This window comes from Aerococcus sp. BD502 (assembly GCF_057919555.1).
Window position 1 is genome coordinate 1,674,578 of the sequence record NZ_CP147972.1, and the last position, 26,168, is coordinate 1,700,745.

Annotated in this window: 23 protein-coding genes and 1 pseudogene; 14 read left to right on the plus strand and 10 right to left on the minus strand. The window is 43.7% G+C overall.

The window, feature by feature from the left end; translation table 11 throughout:
* Window position 1: 1 nt before the first annotated feature.
* The 4 genes from WF803_RS08030 to WF803_RS08045 all read right to left on the minus strand — a co-directional run bounded on the left by WF803_RS08030 (window position 2) and on the right by WF803_RS08045 (window position 3,625).
* Complete coding sequence (locus tag WF803_RS08030) at window positions 2–565, minus strand: chromate transporter (protein ID WP_489610964.1); 564 nt, start codon at window positions 563–565, stop codon at window positions 2–4.
* The gene (locus WF803_RS08035) at window positions 562–1,140 is read right to left on the minus strand and encodes a chromate transporter (protein WP_489610965.1); all 579 of its coding nucleotides are present in this window, start codon (window positions 1,138–1,140) and stop codon (window positions 562–564) included. The genes WF803_RS08030 and WF803_RS08035 overlap by 4 nt, the downstream gene beginning before the upstream one ends.
* Window positions 1,141–1,257: 117 nt before the next feature.
* Window positions 1,258–1,998, minus strand: a complete 741-nt coding sequence (locus WF803_RS08040; protein ID WP_489610966.1) for an amino acid ABC transporter ATP-binding protein — start codon at window positions 1,996–1,998, stop codon at window positions 1,258–1,260.
* Window positions 1,999–2,008: 10 nt separating this feature from the next.
* Window positions 2,009–3,625 (minus strand): ABC transporter substrate-binding protein/permease, encoded by a 1,617-nt coding sequence (locus WF803_RS08045; RefSeq protein WP_489610967.1) that lies wholly within the window; start codon window positions 3,623–3,625, stop codon window positions 2,009–2,011.
* Between the two features lie 207 nt (window positions 3,626–3,832).
* Here WF803_RS08045 and WF803_RS08050 point away from each other — a divergent pair, with 207 nt between their 5' ends.
* The 5 genes from WF803_RS08050 (at window position 3,833) to WF803_RS08070 (ending at window position 9,425) form a co-directional block, all read left to right on the plus strand.
* The gene (locus WF803_RS08050; RefSeq protein ID WP_489610968.1) at window positions 3,833–4,807 is read left to right on the plus strand and encodes a cell division protein ZapA; all 975 of its coding nucleotides are present in this window, start codon (window positions 3,833–3,835) and stop codon (window positions 4,805–4,807) included.
* Between the two features lie 69 nt (window positions 4,808–4,876).
* On the plus strand, window positions 4,877–7,261 hold the full coding sequence (locus WF803_RS08055; protein WP_489610969.1) for an endonuclease MutS2: 2,385 nt from the start codon (window positions 4,877–4,879) through the stop codon (window positions 7,259–7,261).
* A gap of 109 nt (window positions 7,262–7,370) precedes the next feature.
* A complete protein-coding gene (gene mgtE, locus WF803_RS08060) occupies window positions 7,371–8,723 on the plus strand; it encodes a magnesium transporter (RefSeq protein ID WP_489610970.1) in 1,353 nt (450 codons plus the stop codon).
* 117 nt (window positions 8,724–8,840) lie between these two features.
* Window positions 8,841–9,158, plus strand: a complete 318-nt coding sequence (gene trxA, locus WF803_RS08065; protein WP_489610971.1) for a thioredoxin — start codon at window positions 8,841–8,843, stop codon at window positions 9,156–9,158.
* A 45-nt stretch (window positions 9,159–9,203) separates the two neighbouring features.
* Window positions 9,204–9,425, plus strand: a complete 222-nt coding sequence (locus WF803_RS08070) for a hypothetical protein (protein WP_489610972.1) — start codon at window positions 9,204–9,206, stop codon at window positions 9,423–9,425.
* A 61-nt stretch (window positions 9,426–9,486) separates the two neighbouring features.
* Here the strand turns inward: WF803_RS08070 and WF803_RS08075 are convergent, their stop codons facing one another.
* Both WF803_RS08075 and WF803_RS08080 read right to left on the minus strand, forming a co-directional pair.
* Complete coding sequence (locus tag WF803_RS08075) at window positions 9,487–10,419, minus strand: IS3 family transposase (protein WP_489611886.1); 933 nt, start codon at window positions 10,417–10,419, stop codon at window positions 9,487–9,489.
* A 32-nt stretch (window positions 10,420–10,451) separates the two neighbouring features.
* A pseudogene (locus WF803_RS08080) lies at window positions 10,452–11,045 on the minus strand (transposase); the annotation flags it as partial.
* Between the two features lie 58 nt (window positions 11,046–11,103).
* Between WF803_RS08080 and WF803_RS08085 the strand changes: the two are divergent.
* Window positions 11,104–12,204, plus strand: coding sequence for a nucleotide sugar dehydrogenase (locus tag WF803_RS08085; protein ID WP_489611916.1), 1,101 nt, complete (start codon window positions 11,104–11,106; stop codon window positions 12,202–12,204).
* Here WF803_RS08085 and WF803_RS08090 read toward each other — a convergent pair.
* The 4 genes from WF803_RS08090 to WF803_RS08105 all read right to left on the minus strand — a co-directional run bounded on the left by WF803_RS08090 (window position 12,157) and on the right by WF803_RS08105 (window position 17,095).
* Window positions 12,157–13,902, minus strand: coding sequence for an IS1182 family transposase (locus WF803_RS08090; protein ID WP_489610973.1), 1,746 nt, complete (start codon window positions 13,900–13,902; stop codon window positions 12,157–12,159). The genes WF803_RS08085 and WF803_RS08090 overlap by 48 nt on opposite strands.
* 160 nt (window positions 13,903–14,062) lie before the next feature.
* Window positions 14,063–15,361 carry a glycine reductase complex selenoprotein B gene (grdB, locus tag WF803_RS08095; RefSeq protein ID WP_489610974.1) on the minus strand — a complete coding sequence of 433 codons (1,299 nt, stop codon included), beginning with the start codon at window positions 15,359–15,361 and terminating at the stop codon, window positions 14,063–14,065.
* Between the two features lie 27 nt (window positions 15,362–15,388).
* Complete coding sequence (locus WF803_RS08100; protein ID WP_489610975.1) at window positions 15,389–16,675, minus strand: glycine/sarcosine/betaine reductase component B subunit; 1,287 nt, start codon at window positions 16,673–16,675, stop codon at window positions 15,389–15,391.
* A 27-nt stretch (window positions 16,676–16,702) separates the two neighbouring features.
* Window positions 16,703–17,095: a GrdX family protein gene (locus WF803_RS08105; RefSeq protein ID WP_489610976.1), complete on the minus strand. Its 393-nt coding sequence runs from the start codon at window positions 17,093–17,095 to the stop codon at window positions 16,703–16,705.
* Window positions 17,096–17,528: 433 nt separating this feature from the next.
* Here WF803_RS08105 and selD point away from each other — a divergent pair, with 433 nt between their 5' ends.
* From selD to grdD, 8 genes are all read left to right on the plus strand, one after another.
* A complete protein-coding gene (selD, locus tag WF803_RS08110) occupies window positions 17,529–18,506 on the plus strand; it encodes a selenide, water dikinase SelD (protein ID WP_489611917.1) in 978 nt (325 codons plus the stop codon).
* A gap of 15 nt (window positions 18,507–18,521) precedes the next feature.
* Window positions 18,522–18,863 carry a sulfurtransferase-like selenium metabolism protein YedF gene (yedF, locus tag WF803_RS08115; protein ID WP_489610977.1) on the plus strand — a complete coding sequence of 114 codons (342 nt, stop codon included), beginning with the start codon at window positions 18,522–18,524 and terminating at the stop codon, window positions 18,861–18,863.
* Between the two features lie 11 nt (window positions 18,864–18,874).
* Window positions 18,875–19,132, plus strand: coding sequence for a putative Se/S carrier protein (locus WF803_RS08120; RefSeq protein ID WP_489610978.1), 258 nt, complete (start codon window positions 18,875–18,877; stop codon window positions 19,130–19,132).
* A 73-nt stretch (window positions 19,133–19,205) separates the two neighbouring features.
* Window positions 19,206–21,080, plus strand: coding sequence for a selenocysteine-specific translation elongation factor (selB, locus tag WF803_RS08125; protein ID WP_489610979.1), 1,875 nt, complete (start codon window positions 19,206–19,208; stop codon window positions 21,078–21,080).
* A 9-nt stretch (window positions 21,081–21,089) separates the two neighbouring features.
* Window positions 21,090–22,466: an L-seryl-tRNA(Sec) selenium transferase gene (gene selA, locus WF803_RS08130; protein WP_489610980.1), complete on the plus strand. Its 1,377-nt coding sequence runs from the start codon at window positions 21,090–21,092 to the stop codon at window positions 22,464–22,466.
* 132 nt (window positions 22,467–22,598) lie between these two features.
* Window positions 22,599–23,066: a glycine/sarcosine/betaine reductase complex selenoprotein A gene (grdA, locus tag WF803_RS08135; protein ID WP_489610981.1), complete on the plus strand. Its 468-nt coding sequence runs from the start codon at window positions 22,599–22,601 to the stop codon at window positions 23,064–23,066.
* A 265-nt stretch (window positions 23,067–23,331) separates the two neighbouring features.
* Window positions 23,332–24,873, plus strand: coding sequence for a glycine/sarcosine/betaine reductase complex component C subunit beta (grdC, locus tag WF803_RS08140; RefSeq protein WP_489610982.1), 1,542 nt, complete (start codon window positions 23,332–23,334; stop codon window positions 24,871–24,873).
* Between the two features lie 10 nt (window positions 24,874–24,883).
* Window positions 24,884–26,038 carry a glycine/sarcosine/betaine reductase complex component C subunit alpha gene (grdD, locus tag WF803_RS08145; RefSeq protein WP_489610983.1) on the plus strand — a complete coding sequence of 385 codons (1,155 nt, stop codon included), beginning with the start codon at window positions 24,884–24,886 and terminating at the stop codon, window positions 26,036–26,038.
* Window positions 26,039–26,168 lie beyond the last annotated feature (130 nt).

The following is a 26,168-nucleotide window of genomic DNA, read 5'->3' on the forward strand; positions in this document are numbered from 1 at the left end:
TTTACCTGCCTAAAAAACCGACCCAAATGAGATTTAAAACACCGCCTAACAGCATGACATAAATCGGATTGATTTTAAAACGGCGGAGAATGGCCGTACAAGCTAGGAAAATAAGCACCATGGCCCAATTTGCATGGGCGAGGGCGACCGCTTGTTCGCCAAAGACGGCTTCTTTAAGGATAAAAACACCAGCGGTTGCAATCATGGCGACCACCGCGGGTCGCAACGTTTTGAGGACGATTTGCAGGGTATCCATATTTTTATATTTATTATAGAGAATCGCCAAGAGCGTAACGAGGATGCAAGCCGGGAAGACAGAACCTAACGTCGACACAATAGCGCCTAAAGGTCCGGCCACACGCATGCCAACAAAAGTTGCGGAATTAATGGCGATGGGGCCGGGAGTCATTTGGGAAATCGTAATTAAATCTGTAAATTCCCGGGCGGACAGCCATTGATTCGCCAAGACAACTTCATCGCGGATCAAAGGCAGGGCCGCATAGCCACCACCAAAGCTAAAGGCTCCAATTTTTAGAAAACTGAGAAAAAGTAACCAGTAAATCATGCCAGCACCCCTTTGTTTTTAAGAAAAGCAAGCAAGAGACCAAGCAAAGCTGTGCTAAGAATGATATAGACGACACTAATATCTAAGATAGCATTCAAAATAAAAGCGAGGATCATAATGGCAATGAGTAGCCAGCTTTTTAACTTCACGACATTTTTTCCCATATCATAAACGACCGAGGCGATGACCGCCGCCACCCCAGCTTGCATGCCAGAAAGCATGAGGTTAATCCAGTAATTAGCCTTGAAGGCCGCATAGAAAAAGTAAATTAAAGAGATAATTAAAAAGGGCGGTAAGACCGTTGCCAGCACCGTTGTTAAGATGCCCTTATAGCGGTGAAATTTATAGCCCATAACGATGGCACCATTGACCGCCATAACGCCCGGGGCTGACTGGGCGATGGCCACGAGATCGAGCATTTCGTCCTCTTTAATCCAGTGCTCCTTATCCACGAATTGTTCCTTCATGAGTGATATAATGACGTACCCACCGCCAAAAGTGAAGGCACTCAATAAAAACGTCGCCTTAAAAAGTTGCCAGAGGGTAGGCTGATGAATTTCTGTTTCTTCTGTCATTGCTTTCAACTCCTTTACTAGCCTTTATTCTAGCATATCTTATTAACGGTAAAAGAACGATTAAAAACCATTAGGAAATTTAAGTTGAAAAAAGACGCCGAAGCGCCTTTTTAGTCATTACACTTGAATTTTATTGAGAAAGCTTTGCGTACGGGCCTGCTCAGGCTTTTCCATCACTTGCTCAGGAGGACCATCCTCAATAATGACTCCCTGATCCATAAAGAGAACGCGGGAGGAAATCTCCTTTGCAAATTGCATTTCATGGGTCACGATCATCATGGTCAGGCCTTCCTTAGCGAGTTTATTCATTATATTTTGGACTTCACTCACCATTTCAGGGTCTAAGGCTGAGGTTGGTTCATCAAAAAGTAATAGCTCGGGCTCCATGGAAAGGGCGCGCGCAATCGCCACGCGCTGCTGCTGGCCACCGGATAGTTGCGCTGGACGGGCATCACGGTAAGGGGCCATGCCTACTTTCTCTAAATGATTTAAGGCAATGGCTTGGGCTTCGTCAAGCTGGCGGCCTAAAACTTTGGTTTGCCCGATGGTACAATTTTTTAATACGGTCATATTTTTAAACAAATTAAAGCTTTGAAACACCATGCCCACCTTGGTGCGGTAGTGATTGGCGTCAAAGGCTTTTTCTTGGATGTTTTGCCCATGGTAGCGAATGGCACCCCCAGTGGGCTCCTCCAGCAGGTTTAAGCAGCGCAAGAGAGTCGATTTCCCCGAGCCAGAAGGTCCGATAAGGGAAATGACATCATTTTTTTGCACAGAAAAATTAATATCCCGCAAAATGATCCGGCTGCCAAAGCTTTTTTTAAGATGGTCAATATCAAGAATATTTGCTTGAGTCATGAAAAGCCTCCTATTCGGGTTGGTCTGCCATTGTCGATGACGTATGCACACGGTAATGCTTGCTACCGGTTAAATGTTTCTCCAGTAGGTGTAAGAGTCGGGTCGTGGTAAAGGTCAGCACAAAGTAAATGATTGAGGTGATAAAGAAAGTCTGGAAGGTTAAGTAAGTCGAACCAGCTGTTGAGCGCGTCACAAAGAACAATTCCGTTACAGCAATCACATTCAAGACGGAGGTGTCTTTGATATTAATCACAAATTCATTGCCCAGGGCGGGTAGGATTTGCCGAATAGCTTGCGGCAAAATAATCGTGGTCATTTGCTGGAAATGGTTCATCCCGATGGCTTGGGCGGCTTCTTGTTGGCCAGAATCGACTCCCATAATACCACCGCGGATGACTTCGGACAGGTAAGCACCGGTGTTAATCGAAACGATAAAAATAGCGGCAAACATGGTGGACATATCCCAATTCAGAAATAGTTTGGAGCCATAGAAAATAAGCATGGCTTGCACCATCATAGGCGTGCCCCTGAAAATTTCGATATAAACGGTAATGAGTAGATTAATCGCTGCATAGACGACTTTCTTTAGGCTATTTTTCGGATCTGGAATAGAGCGGAAAATAGCAATGGCCAGGCCAAGCAAAAAGCCGAGGAGGGTAGAACTCAGGGCGATAAGCATGGTATTGGCTGCCCCTTTCAAGAATTGGCCGCCAAAATCCGTCCAAATGCCACGGACTTCGCTCCAAAAGCCGAGGGACTCGCCCCGCTCATTTAAGACCACCATATCTTCCATAAGGTCTTCGCGTTCCGGTCCAGGAATCTTTGCTAATTGGTCATTAATCGCTGGGCGGAGCGGACTATTCTTTCGTACGGCAATAGCCACATCAGTCGTCAATTTGCCGAGATCAAAGCCCTCACCTTCATTAAATTCTACGAGGGTGAGGTCACTATTGGCGGCAACAGCGGCTAAAGCCCCTGGGCGTTCCGAGATGTAGCCGTCAATTTTCCCACTAGTGACGGCACTGATCATCGTGGGGAAATCTTGCATCGCTGGCACTTCTTCCACGCCAGGCACTTGGTCAAGGAGCTCATAATGGAAAGTATTTAATTGCCCGGTTAATTTGGCTCCCTTTAAATCTTTTAACTGTTTGGCCTGACTATAGGGGCTATCAGCTAGCGTGACGATGACAATATCCGAATGGTAGTAACTGTCTGAAAAGTCGAGTCGCTTCTCCCTCTCAGCGGTGGGCGACATGCCGGCAATGACCGCATCAATTTTACCGGCTTCTAAGGCGACCGGCAGGGCGTCCCAGTCAATTTTATAGATTTCTAATTTTAAGTCTAGTTGGTCAGCTAATTTTTTGGCCATTTGCAAATCATAGCCATTAGCATATTCACCGGAAGCATTGGCAATGGGCCAAGCACCGTCTCTTTTTTGACCTTGTGTCCAGTTAAAAGGAGCGTAGTTGGCTTCCATCCCGACTTTAAGAACGCCTGCTTCGCTTAGGCCTGTTTGGCTGGTGGCTTGGGAGGTATTTTCCTGTGCTTTTGTCTCTGGTGGTGACCAGCAGAGGAAGAAAAGTGTCAGTAAACTCAGACAGTAGATAATAAAACGATTTTTATGCATATAAAATTCCCTTCTGAAAAATAAGTCCAATGACAGCTATAGATTCTATAATGGTAACATAAAATTTTTATTAAATAAAAAAGAAGCGTATTCATTTTCATAAAAGCTTTTTCATTCTGATGGTTGAAGGCAGTCGTGCTTTCCCAGCCTTCTATTTAATGCTAAACTTAGCTTATGGTGTAAAATAGTTATAGTAAGGGGAGCACAATGGAAAATCATCAGCATTATGCAGTTTACTTAGATGGAAAGAAATATGCCATTATCAGTAAAAAATCAGAAGCGCACCTGGCACAGGTGGTCCGCTTGGTTCAAAAAACTTTAAATGAAATTGCGGAGGCAGCCCCTGAAAACACGCGGCTCGATCGCGCTTATTTGGCTGCTTTAAATTTGGCGTCTGACTTTTTTGATTTTAAGGAGAAAAACGGGGGGCAAGTGCCTGCTAGCACGAAGGGGGAAAGTGTTCAGGCGGAGGAGACCTTGAGTGTCCAGCAAGAAAGCTCGCAAGAAGCTAATGAGACGCTTCAAGACCGCCTCCAGCAAGCTGATCATGATTACCAGGCACTTCAGAGTCAATACGCCTCCAGCAAGCAAAAATACCAGGACCTGAATGAACAGTTTAAGCAAAAGGAAAAAGCCTGTGCTGATTTGGAGCAGGACTATAAGAAGCTAGAGAGACAGTTGGCGACCTTGAAGGATGAACGAGAAGAAGCTAGGCAACGTTATGTGGCAGAAAAACGCGCCAATCAAGGCCTCTCTCGGCAGTTGGAGCAGTACAGCAAGCAGCTCAGTGATTTAAAAGAGCAATTAGTCACTTCAGATGAAGAGCAGCAAAGCGAGCGGCAGCAGCATGAAGAAAAAATACAGAAGCTTTATGACGATGGGAAAGCCCGCATTACAGCGGCAGAAGAGGAAGCAAAACAGGCGAAAAATCGCTTGGAAGCTTGCAAGCAATCCTACCTGCAACTAAAGCAGCAAATGGCTGAGCAGGAAAAAAGCCAGGCAGCGTCCCCTAAAACAGAGGACACCCAAGTCTTGGATCAATTGCGACATGAAAATTACGCCTTAAAAAATGAGTTAGCCCAGGCGCAAAAGGTTTTTAAGCAAATTTTTGATCAGGTAGCCACCGAGACCCAAGGAGAGCGACCTTATGAGGCCTTGCTGGGGCCTAAAAAAATGGATTAATGCTTGCCTAGGGCTTCCTTAAGAATCGTTTGTCTTACAAGTCATACCTGCTAATGAGGAGGTTAGCGTTTGGATAAGAAAACTTTAGAAATTTTGAATTTTAAACGGATCCAGTATGATCTGGCCGAGAAAACTACCACGGTCTTGGGTCGCAAGAGGGCCTTAGCCCTTGAACCGATGACCAGCCGGCAAAGCATTGAGGAAGCTTTGAATGATGTGGATGACGTTCTCTACCTACGAGCCCGGCAAATTTACTTAGTGATCCCTGAATTAATTGATGCGACGGCTTTGACTAAGCGGTTGGCGATCCACGCCCCCTTGAATGGGAAGGAATTAGCGCAAATTATGCGGATCTTTGCTACCGGACAGAAAATTCGCCAGCAAGGTGAAAAAATGAAGCACGATAAGCTCGAGATCAAACACTTGCGGGTGCATATCTCGGCTCTTGCTGACTGCCGCGATATCTATCGGGAATTACAATTGGCGATCTCTAACCAAGGTGAAGTCCTAGATTCGGCCAGTGGGAAGTTAGGCCAAATTCGCCGTTCCATGCGCCAAGAAGAGGAAAATATACGCCAAAAATTGGATCAGATGGTTAAAGGGCATACGGCTAAATTCCTTAGTGAGGCGATCATTACCATTCGCAATGATCGTTTTGTTTTACCCGTTAAGGCCGAGCACCGCCAGCAATTTGGCGGCGTCGAGCATGATGTGAGTGCGAGCGGGCAAACTGTTTTTATGGAACCTGCGTCATTGGTGGAGCGAAACAATCACCTGGGAAGTCTTCGCCGGGAAGAACAAAAAGAGATTGAACGCATATTAAGCGCTCTATCCCAAACTCTTGAGCCTTATACAGAAAGCATTCTTGGTAATAATAAAGTCTTAGGTGAACTTGACTTTATCAATGCTAAAGCCGAATATGCCCAAGACTTAGAGGCGGTCCGCCCCCAATTAGCAGCTCCCGGTGAGCCCATGAACCTGCGGCAAGCCCGCCATCCCTTTATTCCCCGCCAAAACGTGGTGGAGAATGATATTTACTTCCAGGACAATTATCGCATGATTATTGTGACCGGCCCCAATACGGGCGGGAAAACCGTCACCCTAACCACGGTGGGCCTCTGTCAAGCCATGGGCCAGGCTGGCTTATTTATTACGGCTCAGGAAGGTAGTCAGATTGAAATTTTTGCAGGGATTTATGCGGATATTGGTGATGAGCAATCCTTAGAGCAAAACCTCAGTACCTTTAGTGGTCATTTAAAAAATATCATTAATATCATTAAAAATGCTGACAACCAGAGTCTCGTTTTAATTGATGAGCTGGGTTCGGGTACCGATCCCCAAGAAGGGGCCGCCTTAGCCATGGCTATTTTAGATCGCTTGGCCTTTTTAGATGCGACCGTTTTGGCGACCACGCACTATCCCGAGCTCAAACTCTATGCCTATGACCATCCGAGTGCCACGAACGCCAGTATGGCCTTTAATCTCAAAACCTTAGAGCCGACTTATCGCTTGCGTATCGGTGAACCGGGACGGTCGAATGCCTTAGATATTTCCCGACGCCTCGGTTTGCCAGCGGAAATTATTGCCGATGCTAAGAAAGTGCTCTCTGAAGAAAGCCAGCATTTGAATGATATGCTTCTAGGTTTAGATAAAGAGCGGCGAAAATTTGAAAACAAAGGCCGGCAACTGAACCAAAAACTCCAAAAAGCTGATCAAATGCTCCATGATTTAAAACTAGCCCACCAGGCCCTTCAGGAAGATAAGGAAATCTACCAACAGCGGGCGAAGGAAGAGGCAAAGACCTACCTAGCTAAAAAACAGCAGCAGGCTAAAAAGCTCATCCATGACCTGCGGGAATGGCAGAAAAATCAAGGGCAAAGCGTGGTGAAAGAGCATGAATTGATCGAAAAACAAAAAGAAATGGACGAACTCGCCGAGGAAAGCCAGCTACGGACGAATCCTGTTTTACAGCAAGCTAAAAAAGAAAAAACGCAAGCAGCAGCAGATTTTGCTGAAGGGGAGGATATTTTAGTCGTTCCGTATGAAACTCCGGGCGTTATTATGGAAAAAAGAGAGCAGGGCCAATACCTGGTCCAGATGGGGGCCATCCAGATGGTTTTACCCCAAGAAGATCTAAAAAGGCAAAATCGTAAGCAACGCCGCAAATTGTCGCAAGCGTCCAGTACGCATACCAAACGGTCTAAAACCGTGACGACAACGCTCGACCTGCGAGGCCAGCGTTATGAAGAGGCCATGCACCAGTTGGACCAATTTATTGATGCCGCCTTGCTGGCCAATTACCCGCAAGTGACCATTATCCATGGGCATGGAACGGGCGCTTTGCGCGAAGGGGTGCAGAAATACTTGCGCCGCCATCCCCGCATTCATGCCTTCCAATTTGCCCCTTATAATCAAGGCGGCCAGGGAGCAACGATTGCAAAATTTAAGAATTAACCTCTTATTTACCAAAAATGCTTGAAGTTTCATATTTTTTAGCCTATACTAAATTAGTCTTTGTAAGAGGATCGATGTAGAAAAAATATAATGATAGGAAGTGAGTGCTATGAAAAGAAATGAAGCCTACTTTGACAAAATTTTTAAAGCTATTAAACAGGACGATCGACCCCGATTTCGTAAGTTGTTTTTAAAGCTTCATGAATATGACCAGTTAAAGGCGCTCAACTTATTATATCCCGAAAAGAAATATAAAATTTATAAGTTCTTATCGGCCGAAGAATTTGCGGAAATGTTTGACTTGATGGAGTTCCAGGATCAGCTCGAATTCTTCAAACAGCTTCCTGAAGACTACCTACGAGATGTTTTACATTATGTTCAAGACGATAACGTTACTGACTTTGTTCAAGGTTTGTCAAACGATGCGCCTAAGGCATTAAGTATCATGTACCCTCATGACCGAAAGATGATTGAAAGCCTACTGCGACATGAAGATAGTACCGCGGCAGCCAATATGACTACGGAAGTCATTAAGGCAGAAGAAGACTGGCTTTTGTCTGAGGTCATTGATCATATTCGTGAAGTTGGTGAGCAAAGTGAATTGATCTACTACATCTATGTTGTTGATCGAGAGCAGCACCTCAAAGGGGTTTGCTCCTTAAAGGAACTTTTACTTTCTGATAAGGATAAGAAAATTTCTGAAATCATGAATACGCAATTTGCCTTCGTCAATTTAGCGACGGACCAAGAAGATGTGGCCCGCCTGATTCAAGATTATGACTTGCTGGCGGTACCGGTCTTATCAGCGACGGGTGAATTGCAGGGGATTGTCACCGTTGACGACGTGATGGACGTCCTTGACGATGAGATGACAGAAGACTTCCACCGCTTCTCAGGGATTAACCCTGGTGAAGAAACGGATGAACCTGAATCTATTTTCCAAATGACTAAAGCGCGCCTGCCTTGGATTATTATTTTAATTTTCTTAGGTTTAATTTCGGCGAATTTAATTAAACACTTTGAAGCTACTTTAGAGCAAGTCGTCGCTTTAGCTGCTTTCATGCCGATTATTATGGACTCTGCTGGTAATGTTGGTACGCAATCTTTGGCCGTTTCAGTGCGTCGCTTGACCATTGATAAGGAAGACCAAGGTGAAGGCTTCTTGCCCATGCTGTTTAAAGAACTCGCTTCTGGCTTCTTTATTGGAATTTTCGCCAGTAGCACGTTAGCGATTCTAGCTTACTTTTTACACCACAATTGGGTCTTATCCGTTATTATTATGGTTTCCTTATGGATTACGCTGACCATTTCTACAGCCATTGGTTTTGTGGTGCCTTGGCTCTTCGATAAGATGCACATTGACCCAGCCGTAGCTTCCGGTCCTTTCATTACGACCATCAATGATGCCTGTGGTTTGATCATTTACTTCAGTCTAGCAACCTATCTGCTCCATATGCTCTAAAGGAATGCCACTTAAGCTCTTTGCCCTTAGCAGAGGGCTTTTTCTTTTGGGCGCATTCAGATAGGGCTTAGCTCATTTTCATGTTATACTTAGACATACAGTAAAGGAGGAATTTAAATGATTATCGAATTAACCGATGATAATTTTAAGGAAAAAACAGCAGAAGGCCTGGTGCTCATCGATTTTTGGGCGACCTGGTGTGGCCCTTGCCGGATGCAGGCGCCAGTGATTGATGAATTGGCGGAAGAAATGTCTGACCAGGTGACCTTTGGTAAATTAGACGTCGATGAAAATCAACAAACCGCAGCCCAGCATCGGGTCATGTCCATTCCTACCCTCATCATTAAAAAAGATGGTCAAATTGTGGAAACATTGATGGGCTACACGCCTAAGGAAAAATTAGCTAGTATCCTAAAACAACACCTTGACGCTTAGTTAGGGCTTTTAAACATTCATCCTGTAAATACCGAGGTATAGAATATGCACTTGTATCAGAAATTACTTAATCATGAAGAAAAGTTGGCTGTCACCGGCCTGGGTTATGTGGGCATTCCTTTGGCGGTCGCTTTTGCGAAGCATGTGGATGTGCTTGGCTTTGACTATAACCCTAAAAAAATTGCCGCCTATCGTTCCGGGGTGGATCCTACCCAGGAAGTGGGCGATGAGGCAATTAAAAAGACCCACATGACGTTTATGAACTGACCCCTGTCAAGTAGACAGGTAAATAAATAAAATATTTGTTTTTGCCATGTATGATATTTTATCATACATGGTTTTTTGATGGGATCCTTAAGCCCATTCGCAGTGTGACGCGCTTGGTATTGTAGAAGTCAATATATTGGTTAATATCAGACGCTAACTCCTCAAAGGTTTGATAAGCCTTTAAGCGATACATTTCTTCCTTAATAGTCCCAAAGAAGGCTTCCATAGGGCCATTGTCAATACATTTTCCAGCTCTCGACATACTCTGAATCACCTGATGCTTGTCCACAAAATTTTTGAAGAAGTGTGAGGTATATTGAAAGCCACGATCACTATGAATAAGAGTTTGCTTGGGTTTCATACGAGCCTTAATTTGACCGATGGTCTGCCGGACTAATTCGTTATTATTATGCTTAGAAAGTTGGAATGCCACAATTTTCTTAGCCCCATAGTCGAGAATCGCACTGAGGTAAGCTTTTGCGCCAAAGCCATATTTAAACTCGGTAACATCTGTTAATAAGACTTCCATGGGCGGATATTCCTTTTGAAATTCTCTATTCAAAATATTTTCGGCCTCATGGGAGGGAAGATGTGGCTTATAACGGTAACGTTTACGACGGATCACCGCTTTTAAGTCTAACAGTTGCATCAAGCGTTGCACGCATTTGTGATTGACTTTGGCGTTAAGAAAATGATTTAAATAGATCGTAATGCGACGATAGCCATAAACCCCCTGATGTTCTTTATAAACAGAAATAATCCATTTGATCAGTTGCCTCAGACGCTTTTCAGAAGCTGTTGGCTTTCGGTTTCGCCATTTATAGTAGCTTGAACGACTAAGGCCTAGAGCCTCACATAAGTGAGTTACTCGGTATCCTTCTTGCTGGAGTTTTTGGACCGTTTGAAAATCTGCTTCATACTGTGTTCGCGTAACATCAACTCTCTTTCCACTTCTTTTAACTTTTTTAAGGCTGCATTCTCTGTTTCTAAGTATTCATTGCGAGCTTTCAAGGCTGCATATTTTGCGCGTATTTTTTCAGTTTCTGTTTGGATCGCCGCAGGTTTTCCACGACCTCGGCCATCAAACAAGCCGTCTGGCCCATGTTGTTGATATTTTTGGACCCAGGAGTAAACATTATGGTAGGAGACTTGATATTTCTCAGCTGTTTCTTTATAAGATAGGCCGTTGGCCAGACAGTCTTTAACAATTTTAATTTTTTCTGCATGAGTCGTTTTTCTGCTTTTCATCGTATACACCTCGGGGTTAGGAGAATAACTTTTGACTGCTTCCCCTCTAGTATACTTCATCAACCAATTTCTAACAGTGGAATGTGATGGGATATTATATCTTCGAGCTAATTGTTTAATTGGAACGCCTTCAACAAGGTGCTCATTCACAACAGCCAGTTTAAAGTCCTTACTATAGTTATTATTCTTGACATGGGATTGGATGCCTTGGCGACCATGGATTTGATATTTTAAGACCTTGTCATAAAAAACAGAATGAGACAATCTTAAACCATGATACTGACACAATTTTTGATAGCTTATCCCTTTTTTAAGGTACTTATCAATATATCGTTCGAGCTCCTCAACCGAGTGTTTACAATTTGAACGCATAAAAATTCCCCCTAAGTAGTTTTACTTTTTTAAGTGTCTACTTTAGGGGGAGCATATCATTACCGATCGGGCGGAAGATTTACGGCAAGCGAAATTTCATATTGTCGCCGTTCCCACACCGATTCGCCAAGATAAAACCCCAGATTTAAGCCCCCTGATTGAAGCCAGTCAAATGCTGGGAAAATATCTGACACCCGGAGCAACGGTGGTCTATGAATCAACCGTTTTTCCCGGTGTCACGGAGGAAATTTGTGCTCCTATTTTAGCAGAAGCGTCGGGCTTAGAATATGGGAAAGATTTCAAAATCGGCTATTCCCCTGAGCGGATTAATCCCGGTGACCAGGTGCACCGCCTCGAAAATATCGTGAAGATTGTCTCTGGGATGGATGAAGAAACCTTAGCAGATATTGCCCAAGTCTATGAATTAGTGATTGAGGCTGGTGTCCATCGGGCGGAATCTATCCAAGTGGCTGAGGCTGCTAAAGTGATTGAAAATTCACAGCGGGATATTAATATTGCCTTTGTGAATGAATTGGCCATGATTTTTGACCGCTTGGGAATCGATACCCATGCTGTTTTGGCTGCGGCTCAAACGAAGTGGAACTTCCTTGACTTCAAGCCGGGCTTGGTAGGAGGCCATTGTATTGGTGTTGACCCTTATTACTTAACTTACCGGGCCGAACACTTTGGCTACCATTCACAAATTATTCTCTCTGGCCGGCGTATTAACGATCAAATGAGTCATTATGTGACCGAGAGTACCATTAAGCAGTTGATTCAAGCAGATAAAAAAGTGAAGGGCGCCCGCATTGGCCTGTTTGGTTTTACCTTCAAGGCGAACTGTCCTGATACGAGAAATACCCGGGTGGCAGAGATTTATGAGCAATTGCAAGACTATGGGGTAGAGGTCATACTTTGCGATCCTGTGGCAAGTTCTGAGGAATTAGAGGAAGAATATGGCCTCAGGAGTGTGGCCTTTAACGATATTCATGGCCTGGATGCTATTTTACTTGCTGTTGATCATGCAGAATTCAAAGGTCAATCAGCAGCAGCTTGGGCAGAAAAATTGAAGCCCAATGAAGAGGGCGTTTTAATTGATGTCAAAGGCATATTAGACCCCGATGATTTCTCCGCCAATATTCATTACTGGCGGCTCTAAAATAAAGCAAAAAAAGGGGGCTGGGAAATAAGTCGCCCTAAATAATAAAAAATGCATTGAAGTTATCCATATTTGGATTCCTTCAGTGCATTTTTTACTTTTAGAGAAATGATTACGAAGAGCTTCTGCTCTTCGCCGAGCTTTAAGGGCTAATTTCGTTAAATTCATGCTCATCAGCATCATTCCGATATCATTATACACGCTTTGTTTGCCTCTCACATGTGTTCTGCGCATACCAAAGACACCTTTCATCCGTCCGAAAACGGTCTCTATGTCAATTTTACGTTGCGCATAGATTTCTTTTCCAGGTGTGCTTTCTAAATTCTCTTTTGCTTGGTGCTTAAAATATTCCCAATTAAGATTGACCGCCGTCTGGCGCTGACGTCCTGTCGGAGTTTTCGCAAGCTCATTTAAACGCTCATCCATTTGTTCAGTATCGGCTTGATAGACTTTAAACTGTCTTTGGAAACCTTTTTTATCTTTTCGCGTACGATAATATGAAAAACTAAAATGAACGCCATCTAAATCCGTATAGGAATCTTCAGCCGCATGATAGTGCCAGTTCTCACGATGCTTGGATTGGTTTCGATATTTTTTACTTTGTTCTTTATGATACATTCCGTAAGGAATCAAAGGGACTTTCTCAAAGTCATCGATAATCGCCATATAATTCTCTTCACTCCCATAACCCGCATCCGCAACAATATATTGGAACAGATCAAGCGTTGGGATTGTTTTTAAAAACGGAATGAGGGTGCGCGTATCGGTAGGGTTCGGGAAAATATCAAAGTCAATAATATATTGATGACTTGAAGCAACTTGGAGATTATAGCCAGGCTTTAACTCCCGATTTTTCATGGGATCTTCTTTCATACACATAAAGGTGGCATCGGGGTCCGTTTTTGAAAAACTGTTTCTGCCATTAAATCGTGCGTTTGCTTCCTCGTATTTCTGTTTTCGGGGTAAGAAATCCTTCATACATCGATTCCGGTGCTTTTTAAGCGTGCGACGACGTCGCTTGTGTCGAGAACCTCCTTTAGGAATGGTCGTCTCATTTTCAATTTTGCTTTCAACCTCTTCGATTGCTTCATCAAGACACGCAATAATTTTTTCAATCCCATCAGAAGTCGTTAATTCTTCTTCGGTCAAGGCGATATCGACATTCGTTTGAATAAGTTCCTCATATAAACTCGAAACATTTTCATTGAGCTTCGCTTCATAGCGTTCAATCGCTCTTCGCCAAGTAAAACTATAGATGTTCGCATCCGCTTGAATTTTTGTCCCATCGATAAATAAAGCCTCTGGGTGGATTAAACCATTGTCCCTCAGCAGCATGGTGAAAAGGATAAAAGCATACTTGATCAAGTTCGAGGCATGTTCGCTTGAACGAAAGTTATTGATTGTCTTGTAGCAAACTGGGGTATCGCCCGTTAGCCATTTCATCGGAATAGATTCTTCATTCATTCGTTCAATTTTTCGACCTGAAAACGTTGATCGACTATAGGCAAATAAACACATCTTTAATAGCATTGCTGGATGAAAAGCAGGACGTCCCGTATGAGAAGTGTCTTCCAGAATAATTTCCGTAGGAATCGAGTCGACAAATCGGCTGATCAGCCGAGCTTCATGGTCCTCAGGAATCGTAAAATCTAATTTTAGTGTTAAAGCTGTTTCCATTGTGGTATAATTTTGATACAAAGCGAGTTCCTCCTTCGGTTTGCTTACCTTTTATTATAAGGCTTGGAACTCGCTTTGTCTTTATAAAATATCAAAACGCATCAATTTATTTTCGAAATAAATTGATGCGTTTTTTATATTCTGAGACTGAGTTTTTTCCCAGCCCCCTTTTTGTTTGGAACTAGTCTTCGAAGATTGTTTGTTCAGAAATGTCGGTTTGTAAAGCTTTGAGGGCTTTGTCAACCAAACGAGTTCTAAGTTTGTATTCTTCTTTCTTGTCCAATTCTGGGTTACCAAGAGGGTGAGGAATAGCAATCGTTGGGATGATACGGTTAGCACCAACAGTCTTAGAGATTGGGGTGACCGTACACATATGAACGATTGGGAAGCCTGCACGTTCGATTTCTTTGTACATCGTTGCTCCGCAACGTGTGCAAGTACCTCAGGTAGAGGTCAAGATAACCGCATCAACGTTGTCTTCCTTAAGGGTTTTAGCAATTTCTTCCCCATATTTCTTAGCGCTAGCTACGGCCGTCCCGTTACCAACGGTCGTGAAGAAGGTGTTATATAATTTACCGATTTCCCCGTTCTTTTCTTTTTCACGAAGAACGTCAACTGGAATTACTCGGTCAGCGTCCTCGTCAGCGTATGTGGCATCGTAACCACCGTGGGCTGTTTGCCATTCGCCTTCTTTAAGGTCATCAACACCAGTGATGTCGTAAGAACCATATTTAGAAGCAGAACTAGATTCGATGTGATCAGGGTTGCCTTCCGGAACAATACCACCAGAAGTTACAATCGCAATCGTTGCTTTGCTGAGGTCCTTAATGGCAGGGGCTGGATCCACGTTGTCAAATTCTGGCATTGGATATTCAGTGGTGAACTCTTCGCCAGCGAGTTTTTTAATCAACATGTTAACTGCACGTAGGGAACCGCGTTCTTCTGCTTGGAAGTTCTTACGGTGACGTGGGAAGTAACCATCTTCTTCAGGGGTGACTTCTTCGCCATCTAAGATTTTGGTGACTAAGCCAGCAAGAGCTGGGATAGCTTTACGCATCGAAGCGGCAGAGTTGCCTGTTGGCACAATGTAGGCTACTTTACTGTAAGCATCCTTACCAGGGTTCTCTTCGTACATCCCTGTTACTGCTGGAATACCGAGTTCTTTAATCACTTCGGCAGAAACGGCACCAGCGGCCATCCCGTAACGACCAGCGTTAAAGGCAGGACCTGCAATGACAATGTCAGGGTCATAAGACTTGATCATGTCCATAACTTCAGGTAGGGCAGTTTCTAGGTTCTCGTTAAAGTAAGAGTCCCCGCAGACTACCGTACCGACAATTTCACCATTTTTGATGGCGCCATTAAGTCCCATACCAGGACCTTTAGGGCCGTCTTCCTTAAATGGTTTTGTATCAGCTTTGTCTTCACCACCAATTCCTGCGTAGAATTGGTTAATGTAGTGAACAATTCTTTTACTCATAGAAAAACCTCCTTTAAATTATGTTGATTAGATGTAACGAGCAGATTGTAGGTTGAAGCCTAGCTCGTTGGTTGCACCGGTAATGGCTTGGATTTCTACTGTAATTTCGCCATTGTCTGCTAAACTACCATCGAAACCACCAGCGATTGTATCAACATAATCTGTTGTTCCAATAACACGATCCATAGCTGGAAGCGTAATAACTTCGTTAGCGTTACCGCCTGTAACAGCTGCATCTGCCAATGGGTCAGCGTCAGCTAGAGATTGAGAGGAACCGTCGCGACCAGCGTATTCGTCCGTAACAATAACGGTCTTAACACCAGCTTTTTCAAGTTTTGTAGCGTTCATAATCAAGTCAGTATCAGGGTTACCAAAACCTTCTTGAGAAACGATCGCACCATCAAGCCCCATGAATTTAGCGAGTTTGGACGTGAAGTCACTGGAACGCTTCTTGTCATTGAGGTAAACAGCTTCGTTGGTGATAATGACACCCATGAAGTTAATGTCTTTACCATGACGATCATAGAGGTCTTTGATGATTGGGTTATTTAAGTGATGGTAAGTGGTGTTCTTGTCGCATGCGGACACACAGTTACCGGACACGATGGCGCCATCCATGACTTCAGTAGGGTAGAGGATGGTTGGGACAATATGTTTAGCGTCGGTGCCGTAAACATAGGTATCGTGAAGGAGACCTTGTGTTTGAAGCATGTAAACATAACCCACTTTAGGAAGGTCAGGGTATTGTTCAGCTTGTTCGAAGATAGGTAGAGTTTCATAAGTTTCTACATTATCCGGTTCAAGTTCAGTACCAAGTTTGCCTAAGTAATGAGCAACTTTTAAGCCAGCAAGACGAAGGGCTTCTTCGTGGGCGTGGTGCTCAACACCTTCAACAGGTTGGGCAACAAGAACGATGTTGATATTTTTAGAGAAAGGAGTGAGTTCAGCACCGGGGCCGCTCATATCAACAATACCTTCTTGGAAACGTACTAATTTACCGGCTGTCATCACTTCGCAACCTTTAAGGGCTACAGTTTTACCTTCGCCGACTTGGTCCACTTTGTTAATAACACCAGGGAATACGTCAGAAGTAGAATCGACTTTTGCGCGTGGTTCAATCACGTCTTTAACAGGGGTAATCCGTGTTTTTTCACCAGGTTTAGCAATTTCGATTTCTACACTTTCAAAACGATCGTCTTCTAGAACGATGTTTTTGACTTCTTCTTCATTAATGTGTAGGGTATGGTCTTCAATTTTAGACTCATTCCCTAGAACAACATCTTTAATTTGAATTTCTCCAAATTCTAGTTTCATAAGCTCACCTCTCAAAAGCGTATTAGGTTACATAAAGTTTGGCGGAATCTGCATCCGCGCGAGTGCAGTGTTGATCAAATCAAAGTCGATTAAACGGAAATCGGAAAGGCTTTGCTCACTCCATTTGGGCCACTTAGCATTTTTGAGAAATTTTTCCGTCACTTCAATGGCGTTTTCGATCATTTCTAAGCTTTCCAGATCGATTGAAGTGTGCTCGTTACCACTAAGAATTATTGATTTATAATAAGTTTCATTCGGTTTCAAACTACTACTTAGGGGATGCGTTAGTAATGAAATGTGCTTATCAATAATAAATTCTTTGGTCTTTCTCAAAACCGCTAAGTAATCACCATCGACGAAAGTGATCTCGCCTTTTTTGACTTCATCGCGAACTCGACTGTTGTTTGTGATGATATGCATAGTCTCTCGTCCAACTTTCACGGTTAAGTTAGTTCAAAACAGTAGTGCAAACAAACTTGTTTATTGATCTGGTCAACGTGCACGTACATTATATAGCAGAAGAAAGTACATGACAAAGCCCCCATCCTTCTTATATTATATTTATAAATAGATTCTTTTTATCTCTTTGTCAACAATATTGTAACATGTTTCACGAATTATTCAAGTTGTTTTTGCCATTGTCACCTGAATATTTTCCTATAGCTATAGGATTTTTTGCTGTTTTTGAGAACGTCTTTTCTTGAGATTTTATCGCGTTCATGCTAAATTTATATAAGTAATGGATTTGAAAATAGAAATAAAATAATCCAAGCTGATATAATCGAAAGGTGGGTTTATTATGGCTAAAGATAAACAACATGAATTGCAGACATGTGGTGGTTGAGGCGCTAAAATTGGAGCTGGTCAGCTCTCTGATTTACTCAGTAAGTTGCCCAAAAAATATGATCCTAACCTTATTATAGGCTATGATTCACAAGATGATGCTGCAATTTACCAGGTGAGTGAGGATGTTGCGGTAATTCAAACACTGGACTTCTTCCCGCCTGTTGTGAGTGACCCTTATCTCTTTGGGCAAATCGCTGCTGCCAATGCGCTCAGTGACGTCTATGCCATGGGAGGGAAGGTCGCGACTGCAATGAATATCGTTGGTTATCCCAGAGGGCAAAGCTTTGACGATCTGGAAAAGATTATGCAAGGTGGCGCCGAAAAAGTGCAAGAAGCTGGTGGTGTTTTAGCGGGAGGTCACTCCATTCATAATGATTCCACGCTTTATGGTTTATCCGTCATGGGTTTAGTTCACCCTGATCATGTGAAGGCGAATAACGCACCGCGTGTAGGGGATGTTTTAATTATGACGAAAAAGCTAGGGATCGGTATCATTACCAGTGCCAATAACTCTGGTAAGGCCAAGCCGGAGGCCTTCGAAGAAGCTTGCCAATACATGAAAACTTTAAATAAATATGGTGTTGAAGCGATGGAAGGCTTCGACGTCTCCAGTATTACGGATATTACGGGCTTTGGTTTATTGGGTCACTTAACTGAAATGGTAGAAAATAATGTGACTGCGGTGATTAATAGTGAAGCCGTTCCTTATATTGAGGATGCTTACCGCTGCTGTGGAGAGTTAGGCATTTTGCCTGGTGGCGCGGCGAAGAACTGGGACCATTTTGGTGAGCAAATTACCTTCCAAGATGTCGACCCCGTTCTACAAAACATTTTGTTTGACCCGCAAACTTCAGGCGGCTTAATGATAAGTGTTAGCCCTGATGATGCGGAGGCTTTCCTAGAAAACTTGCACAAAAATAATGTAACAGCTACTATAGTTGGTGAAATTGTTGATCGTGAAGATCATGCGATCATCGTCAAATAGAAAGAGGAGATTAGCATGGAAAAACCATACATTGTTGTTGTTTCGAGTGATCAAATGGGTGTTGGCGAAAAAGAAATTGGCGTCCAATTGATGAAGGCCTTCATTCATAAATTGACCGAACAAGAAGAACTGCCTGAAAAAGTTCTTCTCTACAATATGGGTGCGCACCTCGGTATTGAGGGTTCGGACTGCCTAGAAGACTTACAGTTCCTGGCGGAAAAAGGGACCTGGATTGGTACTTGCGGGACCTGTGCCAACTATTATGAGATTGAAGATAAAATCGCGGTCGGTGAAGTTACCAATATGGGCCAAATCCTAAAAGACATGGCTAGCTATGACCGTGTTGTCCAACCTTAGTCGGTAGCAAAATGACTTTATTGCTTGCTTTTGATAGTACGCATTTAGCCATCGCATCGGAGAAAAAAGCCAAGGCAGAAGGTTTATCGGCTCGCTTGGTTCCCACGCCTGAATCTATTTCGGCAAGCTGTGGCTTGTCTTTGCGGGTCCGCGATGGCGATGTTGCCTGGGCTAAAGGCTTTCTTTCCGACAAGGAAAAGGAAGATGCCCAATTGTTTGAGATTAGCACTGAAGATCATAAAAAATCTTATCAAAAAATTTCTTGGTAGGGTAATTAAGGCAGGTCGTAGTCATGATCATCCATACTACGGCCTCTATTTATATATTGGAAAGGATGGCCAAATGGAAAAGTTTGTCATGGGAACCGCTGGTCATATTGATCATGGGAAAACAACACTGATTAAAGCTTTGACAGGAATCGAAACAGATACCACCGGGGAGGAAAAAAAGCGAGGTTTATCCATTAATCTGGGCTTTGCCTTTTTAGATTTGCCCGATGGGGAACGGTTAGGCATTGTCGATGTGCCTGGCCATGAGAAATTTATCAAAAACATGGTAGCGGGAGCGAGCGGTATCGATTTCGCTTTGCTGGTTATTGATGCCAATGAAGGGATTATGCCCCAAACGACGGAGCATGTGGATATTTTAAATTTATTGGGCGTCACCGATTTTATTATTGCCGTGACCAAAAGTGCCAGTGTTGAAGAGGAATTGTTGGAAATTGTCCTCGATGACATTCGTGACCAATTTGCCAATACGCCACTTAAGAATGCCCCTATTGTGATCACGGATGCCAAAACAGGAAAAGGGCTAGACGAATTAAAACAGCTCATTGCGGATAAATGCCAGCAGTTAGACTCAGATACGCTTAATGTCCCGGCTCGTTTAAATATTGACCGGGCCTTCTCTGTTAAAGGTTTTGGGACCGTGGTCACGGGGACTTTAATTGAAGGCAAAATTAAAGTAGGAGATCGGCTCACCATTTACCCCCGTGGACTTGAAACAACGATTCGTAACATTCAGATCCATGAAGAAGACCAAAAAGAAGCCAGGGCGGGTAATCGGACGGCTTTAAACTTAACGAAAGTAGCTTTAGAGGATGTGGAGCGAGGCGATGTGATTAGTGCAGCACCGCTAGAATTATCCTGGATGCTGGATGTTAAATTGCGCTGCTTGATGGATGCTACGCAGCCTATTGAGCTTTGGGACCGGGTTCACCTGAATATCGGCACGCGAGAAGTTTTAGCCCGCATTGTTCCTTTAGGGACTGAGCGAATTTTACCTGGCGAGGAAGGTTTTGCCCAATTACGGCTTGAAGAACAAGTGACCGTTAAGAAGGATGACCACTTCATTGTTCGCCAATATAGTCCCGTCATAACGATCGGTGGGGGGATAGTCCTTGATCCAGCCCCAGAAAAACATAAACGCTTTAATCCGGAAGTGCTCGATAGCTTAGAGATTAAGGAAAAGGGCGACAATGCTGATATTTTATTAGATTTCCTCAATACGCGCTCCTATGGTTTAACCAGTATTAAGGAAATGGCTGAGTATCTAAATATTAGCCAACCAGAAACGCAAAACCTTGTTCAGACGATGCTTGACCAGGATAAAATCATTGCCTTTGGTCCATTCTATTTATCGGCCGAACGCTTCCATAATATGGCAAAAGAAATGGAAAACCTTGTTCTCGACTACCATAAAGCCCATCCGCTGCGCCCTGGGATGCCAGTGGAAGAATTCCGCTCGGTTTATAGTAAAATGCCACCCAAAGAATTGGACACGATCCTTAAAGAACTCGCCCAGCAAAATATTCTCGTCTTTGACCAGCAATATATTCATCACGCAGATTTCACGATCGAATTGAGTGCTGAGCAAGAACGGATTAAGAATGAAATTTTAGAAAACTTAGAAGAAGCGAAAATGACGCCACCGACATACGAGGAATTAACGCATGAAGATCCGGCTTATCAGGAAGTTTTTAAACTTTTGCTTGGCCAAGACATTGTGCAGTTAGATCGCTATACCTTCCTAAAACGTTCAGTCTATGAACATGCCGTCAAAACGATCATCGCTCATATCAAAGAGCATGGGGCCATTACATTGGCGGAAACCCGGGACCTTTTTGATACGAGTCGGAAATTTGCCTTAAAAATTCTCGAGCATCTGGATGAGGAAGGAAAAACGGTTCGTCAAGATGACCAACGTGTGTTGAAATAAGGGGGAACTATGAAGGAAAAGTTACAACAACTTCCCGCCGTTAACGATATTTTACAAGAAGACCTTGTGAAAGAATGGGAAGATTTCTACGACTATGATGTCATCAAGAAGGCAATTCAACTCGCCATTAATAATACGCGAGAAAATTTACTGAAAGGAAAGGATGTCCCCGTTCACAGTGCGGCCATTATAGAGCAAGCTTCCGCTAACTTGGCTAGCATCTACCAATCTTCCTTAAGGCCTACGATTAATGGGACAGGGACAGTTTTGCATACGAATTTGGGACGCTCCCTACTAGCGGATCATGCCGTCGATGAAATGATTAAAGTGGCCAACCAATACAGTAATCTTGAGTATTCACTCTCCCAAGGGGAACGCGGCAGCCGTTATGAGCATATCCGTGATATTGTGATTGAACTGACGGGTGCAGAAGATGCCTTAATGGTCAATAATAATGCGGCTGCTGTACTTTTAATGCTGACCGCATTGACGAAAGGCCGGGAGGTGCTTATTTCCCGCGGTGAATTGGTGGAAATTGGTGGGGCCTTCCGCATTCCCGATGTCATTGCGAGTTGCGGGGCCTATTTACATGAAGTCGGTGCCACCAATAAAACTCATTTACGGGACTACGAGGCAGGGATCAATGACGATACCGCGGCCTTACTTCGGGTTCACACCAGTAACTACCGCTTGGTAGGTTTCACCGATAGCGTTTCTGACGAAGACTTTGTTCGCTTAGCCCATGAGAATAACTTGCCTGCTTTTAATGACTTGGGGAGTGGTCTACTGCTTGACCTGCAAGAATTTGGCTTACCTTATGAACCCACCGTTAAGGAAATGATTGCAGCGGGTTATGACTTAGTCACTTTTAGTGGCGATAAATTACTAGGCGGCACCCAGGCCGGAATTATTGCAGGGAAGAAAAAATACATTGATATTTTGAAAAAGCACCCATTACTGAGAGCTTTGCGGAGTGATAAGGTCACCATTGCAGCCTTGGAAGGGACTTTGCGCTTGTACTTAAATCGCAGTGACGCCTTGCGTTCTATTCCGACCCTACGAATGATTTGCACGCCTATCGAAGAATTAAAGAAACGGGCTGAACATTTTGTGGACCAACTTCATCAGGCCTCTGACCGTTATCAGGCAAAAGTTGCGCCCGGTCATTCGCAAATCGGTGGGGGTTCCTTTCCTGGCGTTCAGATTCCTAGCCAATTAGTGTGCCTCACAGCCAAGGACTTATCGGGGACTCAGCTCGAGCGGCGCCTTCGTTTGCATGCCCATCATATTATTGCCCGCCTGCATGATGGGGTGGTCGCTTTTGATGTCAGAACTTTAACGGAAGATGACATTGAGACGATTGTGGAGACGCTCGTCGACTTGTAAGCGTGTAATGATAAATAATTCACATAAATGGTTGACAAGCGAGGAGAAACAAGTATAATGAACATGTAGGTTGCTGGTGAACCATTGGGGTTTCCAGAACATTACAAACAGTGATAAAAGGAGGAATTGACTATGGCAATTGATTGGACAGACAAAAAAGTTGTCATCATCGGTGACCGTGACGGTATTCCTGGCGAAGCTATGGAAGAATGCTTAACGGATACACCTGCTGAAGTCGTGTTTTCATCAACGGAGTGCTTTGTTTGAACTGCTGCGGGAGCAATGGATTTGGAAAATCAACGCAGAGTTAAAGAAGCAGCTGAAAAATACGGTGCAGAAAACCTTATCGTTTTAATTGGTGGTGCTGAAGCAGAAGCCGCTGGTCTAGCAGCTGAAACAGTTACCATGGGTGACCCAACTTACGCTGGGCCATTAACAGGTGTTGCACTGGGGTTAACATTCTACCATGCCGTAGAACCAGAATTTAAAGAATCTGTCGATGAAGATACTTACGACGATCAAATTGGTATGATGGAAATGGTATTAGATGTTGACTCTCTAGTTGAGGAAATGCAATCAATCAGAGATCAAGCCTCTTAATTTAACATCATAAATAACGGGATTTTATCCCATGTCAAGTAACGCGGATACTTCTTTTAAGTATCTGCGTTTTTTATTGGCTAAGGATCACGCTGCCCGTAAAAAGGTATAATTTAGCTTTTAAAGCACAAACAAAGCCCATAAGCTAGCGGTTATAAGGTAATAGTTTGCTATTCAACGTGAAATGTTTTACAATATAAATGTGCAAGAAGTATGGTCTTTGGCCAAACTATTGTAACTAATAATGATGTAGAGGAGAATGATGATGAACTTAGCAACTCTAAAAGCTGCTGGCTACGTGCTCGCACACACACCAGATATGATTATGCAAAATGGGACTACCCAAACTGTTGAGAAAGAAACTCATCCTGATAGTGACTACCTCAAAGAAGCACCTAAGCATATTCGTTCCTATGAAGAAGTGGTGAACTACGCACCTAACCAAACCTACATTGGTAATATGACGCCAGAAGAGCTAGGTGAAATTGAATTTCCATATTACGACAAACCTGTTGAAGGGAAACGTTATGGTAAGCTCGGCGAAATTATGCCAGAATTAGATTTCTATGGTTTGATTGTTATCGCTGACGCTTTCAGCTTAGTTTTCCTTGAAGAAAGCTTTAACGAAAAGGTTAAAGAAAGTCTTGCTAAAACAGAACTCTTCAAAGATGATCTAGATCGTTTGAAACAAACCGATAGCATCGAAAACATCAAGAAATCTATAGAAGAAGAAGGAGCAGAACCTCTTTACTACGATGATGAATTAGTTGGCTGCGTTCACCGTGCGCATGAAGTGGACGTTAACTTATCTGCACATACCATGTTAGAAAACCTTGTGGCTAAGGCAAGTGGTATTTTAGCTCTACGTCATTTGTTTGCTGATAGCCATATTGAACCTTCCGAAGTTGAATATGTCATCGAATGCTCAGAAGAAGCTTGTGGTGATATGAACCAACGTGGTGGGGGTAACTTCGCTAAATCCATTGCTGAACTTTGCGGCTGTGTTAATGCTTCCGGTTCTGACATTCGTGGCTTCTGTGCGGCCCCAACCCACTCTCTAGTTAGTGCAGCTTCTCATGTTGCAGCGGGCACCTTCAAGAACGTTGTCGTTGTTGCCGGTGGTTCCACCGCTAAATTAGGGATGAACGGTAAATCCCACGTAGGTAAAGGCATGCCTATTCTTGAAGACGTTGTGGGTGGCTTCGCTATTCTTGTTGGTGAAAATGACGGTAAACATCCTGTTATCCGGACAGATGTCACTGGCCGCCACACCGTTTCCAGCGGTTCTAGCCCACAAAAAGTTATGACCGCTCTTGTAGGGGACTCCCTTGATAAAGCTGGCTACAAAGTGACTGATGTGGATGCTTTCTCTTCTGAAATGCAAAACCCAGACATCACGGTGCCAGCAGGGGCCGGTAACGTTCCACAAGCTAACGTGAAAATGATTGGTGCCATTGGGGTTCTCCGTAAGGAAATTGAACGTTCAGGCTTAAATGACTTCATGCAAGAACGTGAAGTTGTTGGTTTCGCACCAACCCAAGGCCACATTCCTTCTGGCGTTCCTTACCTAGGCTTTGCCCTTCAAAATCTAACAGAAGGCGATATGGATCGTGTGATGATTATTGGTAAAGGTTCACTCTTCTTAGGTCGGATGACCAACCTCTTCGATGGTATCTCTGTGATGATTGAACGTAACAGTGGTGAAGTTGAAGAATCAGGCTCCATGGATGACGACCTAAAAGAAACTGTTAAGGAAGAAGTCGCAAACGCCTTACGTCAATTTGCAGCAAACCTTTCAGTAGAATAGGGGTGTGAGAATGTCTGATCAAGTAACAAAGAAGATTCAAGAGGTATTCAATGAATTAGCGGATGCCCTTGAAACAGGGAACATGGGTCCCAAGCCCAAAATCGGTTTAACGATTAATGGCAGTGAACACGGGGACCATGTCATGGAAGAAGCAGCTCGCTCTGCACAAGCACAAGGACTATTCGATGTTGTCTTAATTGGTTCCAAATATGATTGGACAGATGGCTTCGAATTGTATGAAGCTGACGAAGAGCAAGAAGTTTCTAACTTAGTTGAAGAACTCTGTGAAAATGGGACGATTCAAGGCTGTGTGACCTTACACCATGCTTTCCCAATTGGTGTATCCACAGTGGGTCGTGTCGTTGCTCCTGCTAATGGGAAACGAGTTTACATTGCCACAACAACAGGAACCACAGCCACAGTTCGCAATGAAGCCATGGTTTTGAATGCTATTAATGGTATTACCGCCGCTAAAGCAGCTGGTATCGAGAACCCAACCGTGGGGATTCTAAACGTGGACGGTGCGAATGCTGTTGACCGCGCTTTGCATGAACTTAAGGATAATGGCTATGACATTACTTTTGGGGAAACGGCGCGGGCCGATGGTGGCTCTGTTCTCCGCGGGAATGACTTGCTTCAAGGCAGTGTCGATGTTGTGGTGACCGATAGCTTAACTGGGAACATCCTGATGAAAATGTTTGGTGCCTACACCACCGGTGGTAGCTACGAAGCTACCGGCTATGGTTATGGCCCATCCATTGGTGAAGGCTACGAAAATAACATTTGTATTGTTTCCCGTGCCAGTGGAGCTCCTGTAATCGCAAACGCCTTGCAATATGCCTATGAAATGGCAGTTGGTCAAGTTGCCGAAGTCAGCAAGCAAGAATATGCGAAAGCTGAGAAAGCTAAATTAAATGCTATCCGAGAAGAACTACAACCTAAAGCAGCGGCAGCAGAAGAAACCGTGGAAGCACCGGCTAAAGAAGTTGTTTCAGCTTCAATTGCTGGTATTGATGTCCTTGACCTAGAGGATGCTGTCCAAGCCCTCTGGAAGGAAGGCATCTATGCTGAAAGCGGCATGGGCTGTACAGGTCCAGTGGTTATGGTCAATGAAGGAAAACTTGACAAGGCCACGGATGTTGTTAAGGACAAAGGCTACATCTAAGTCTCAATTAAAGTTCTTAATTCGGCACTAAATTTAAAAGCAGTTAGCAAGATTGCTCTTGACTAACTGCTTTTATCTTTGCCTTCAGGCTTTCTTTGAGCAAAAGTATTGTACTGATGAAGTGAATGTG

Bases quoted from the DNA above. Each gene is read 5' to 3' on its own strand.
- WF803_RS08030 (WP_489610964.1), bottom strand. From the start codon at position 565: ATGATTTACTGGTTACTTTTTCTCAGTTTTCTAAAAATTGGAGCCTTT.
- grdC (WP_489610982.1), top strand. From the start codon at position 23,332: ATGAACTTAGCAACTCTAAAAGCTGCTGGCTACGTGCTCGCACACACA.
- selA (WP_489610980.1), top strand. From the start codon at position 21,090: ATGAAGGAAAAGTTACAACAACTTCCCGCCGTTAACGATATTTTACAA.
- yedF (WP_489610977.1), top strand. From the start codon at position 18,522: ATGGAAAAACCATACATTGTTGTTGTTTCGAGTGATCAAATGGGTGTT.
- WF803_RS08120 (WP_489610978.1), top strand. From the start codon at position 18,875: ATGACTTTATTGCTTGCTTTTGATAGTACGCATTTAGCCATCGCATCG.
- WF803_RS08070 (WP_489610972.1), top strand. From the start codon at position 9,204: ATGCACTTGTATCAGAAATTACTTAATCATGAAGAAAAGTTGGCTGTC.
- mgtE (WP_489610970.1), top strand. From the start codon at position 7,371: ATGAAAAGAAATGAAGCCTACTTTGACAAAATTTTTAAAGCTATTAAA.
- trxA (WP_489610971.1), top strand. From the start codon at position 8,841: ATGATTATCGAATTAACCGATGATAATTTTAAGGAAAAAACAGCAGAA.
- WF803_RS08100 (WP_489610975.1), bottom strand. From the start codon at position 16,675: ATGAAACTAGAATTTGGAGAAATTCAAATTAAAGATGTTGTTCTAGGG.
- WF803_RS08045 (WP_489610967.1), bottom strand. From the start codon at position 3,625: ATGCATAAAAATCGTTTTATTATCTACTGTCTGAGTTTACTGACACTT.
- WF803_RS08050 (WP_489610968.1), top strand. From the start codon at position 3,833: ATGGAAAATCATCAGCATTATGCAGTTTACTTAGATGGAAAGAAATAT.
- selB (WP_489610979.1), top strand. From the start codon at position 19,206: ATGGAAAAGTTTGTCATGGGAACCGCTGGTCATATTGATCATGGGAAA.
- WF803_RS08105 (WP_489610976.1), bottom strand. From the start codon at position 17,095: ATGCATATCATCACAAACAACAGTCGAGTTCGCGATGAAGTCAAAAAA.
- WF803_RS08035 (WP_489610965.1), bottom strand. From the start codon at position 1,140: ATGACAGAAGAAACAGAAATTCATCAGCCTACCCTCTGGCAACTTTTT.
- grdD (WP_489610983.1), top strand. From the start codon at position 24,884: ATGTCTGATCAAGTAACAAAGAAGATTCAAGAGGTATTCAATGAATTA.
- WF803_RS08040 (WP_489610966.1), bottom strand. From the start codon at position 1,998: ATGACTCAAGCAAATATTCTTGATATTGACCATCTTAAAAAAAGCTTT.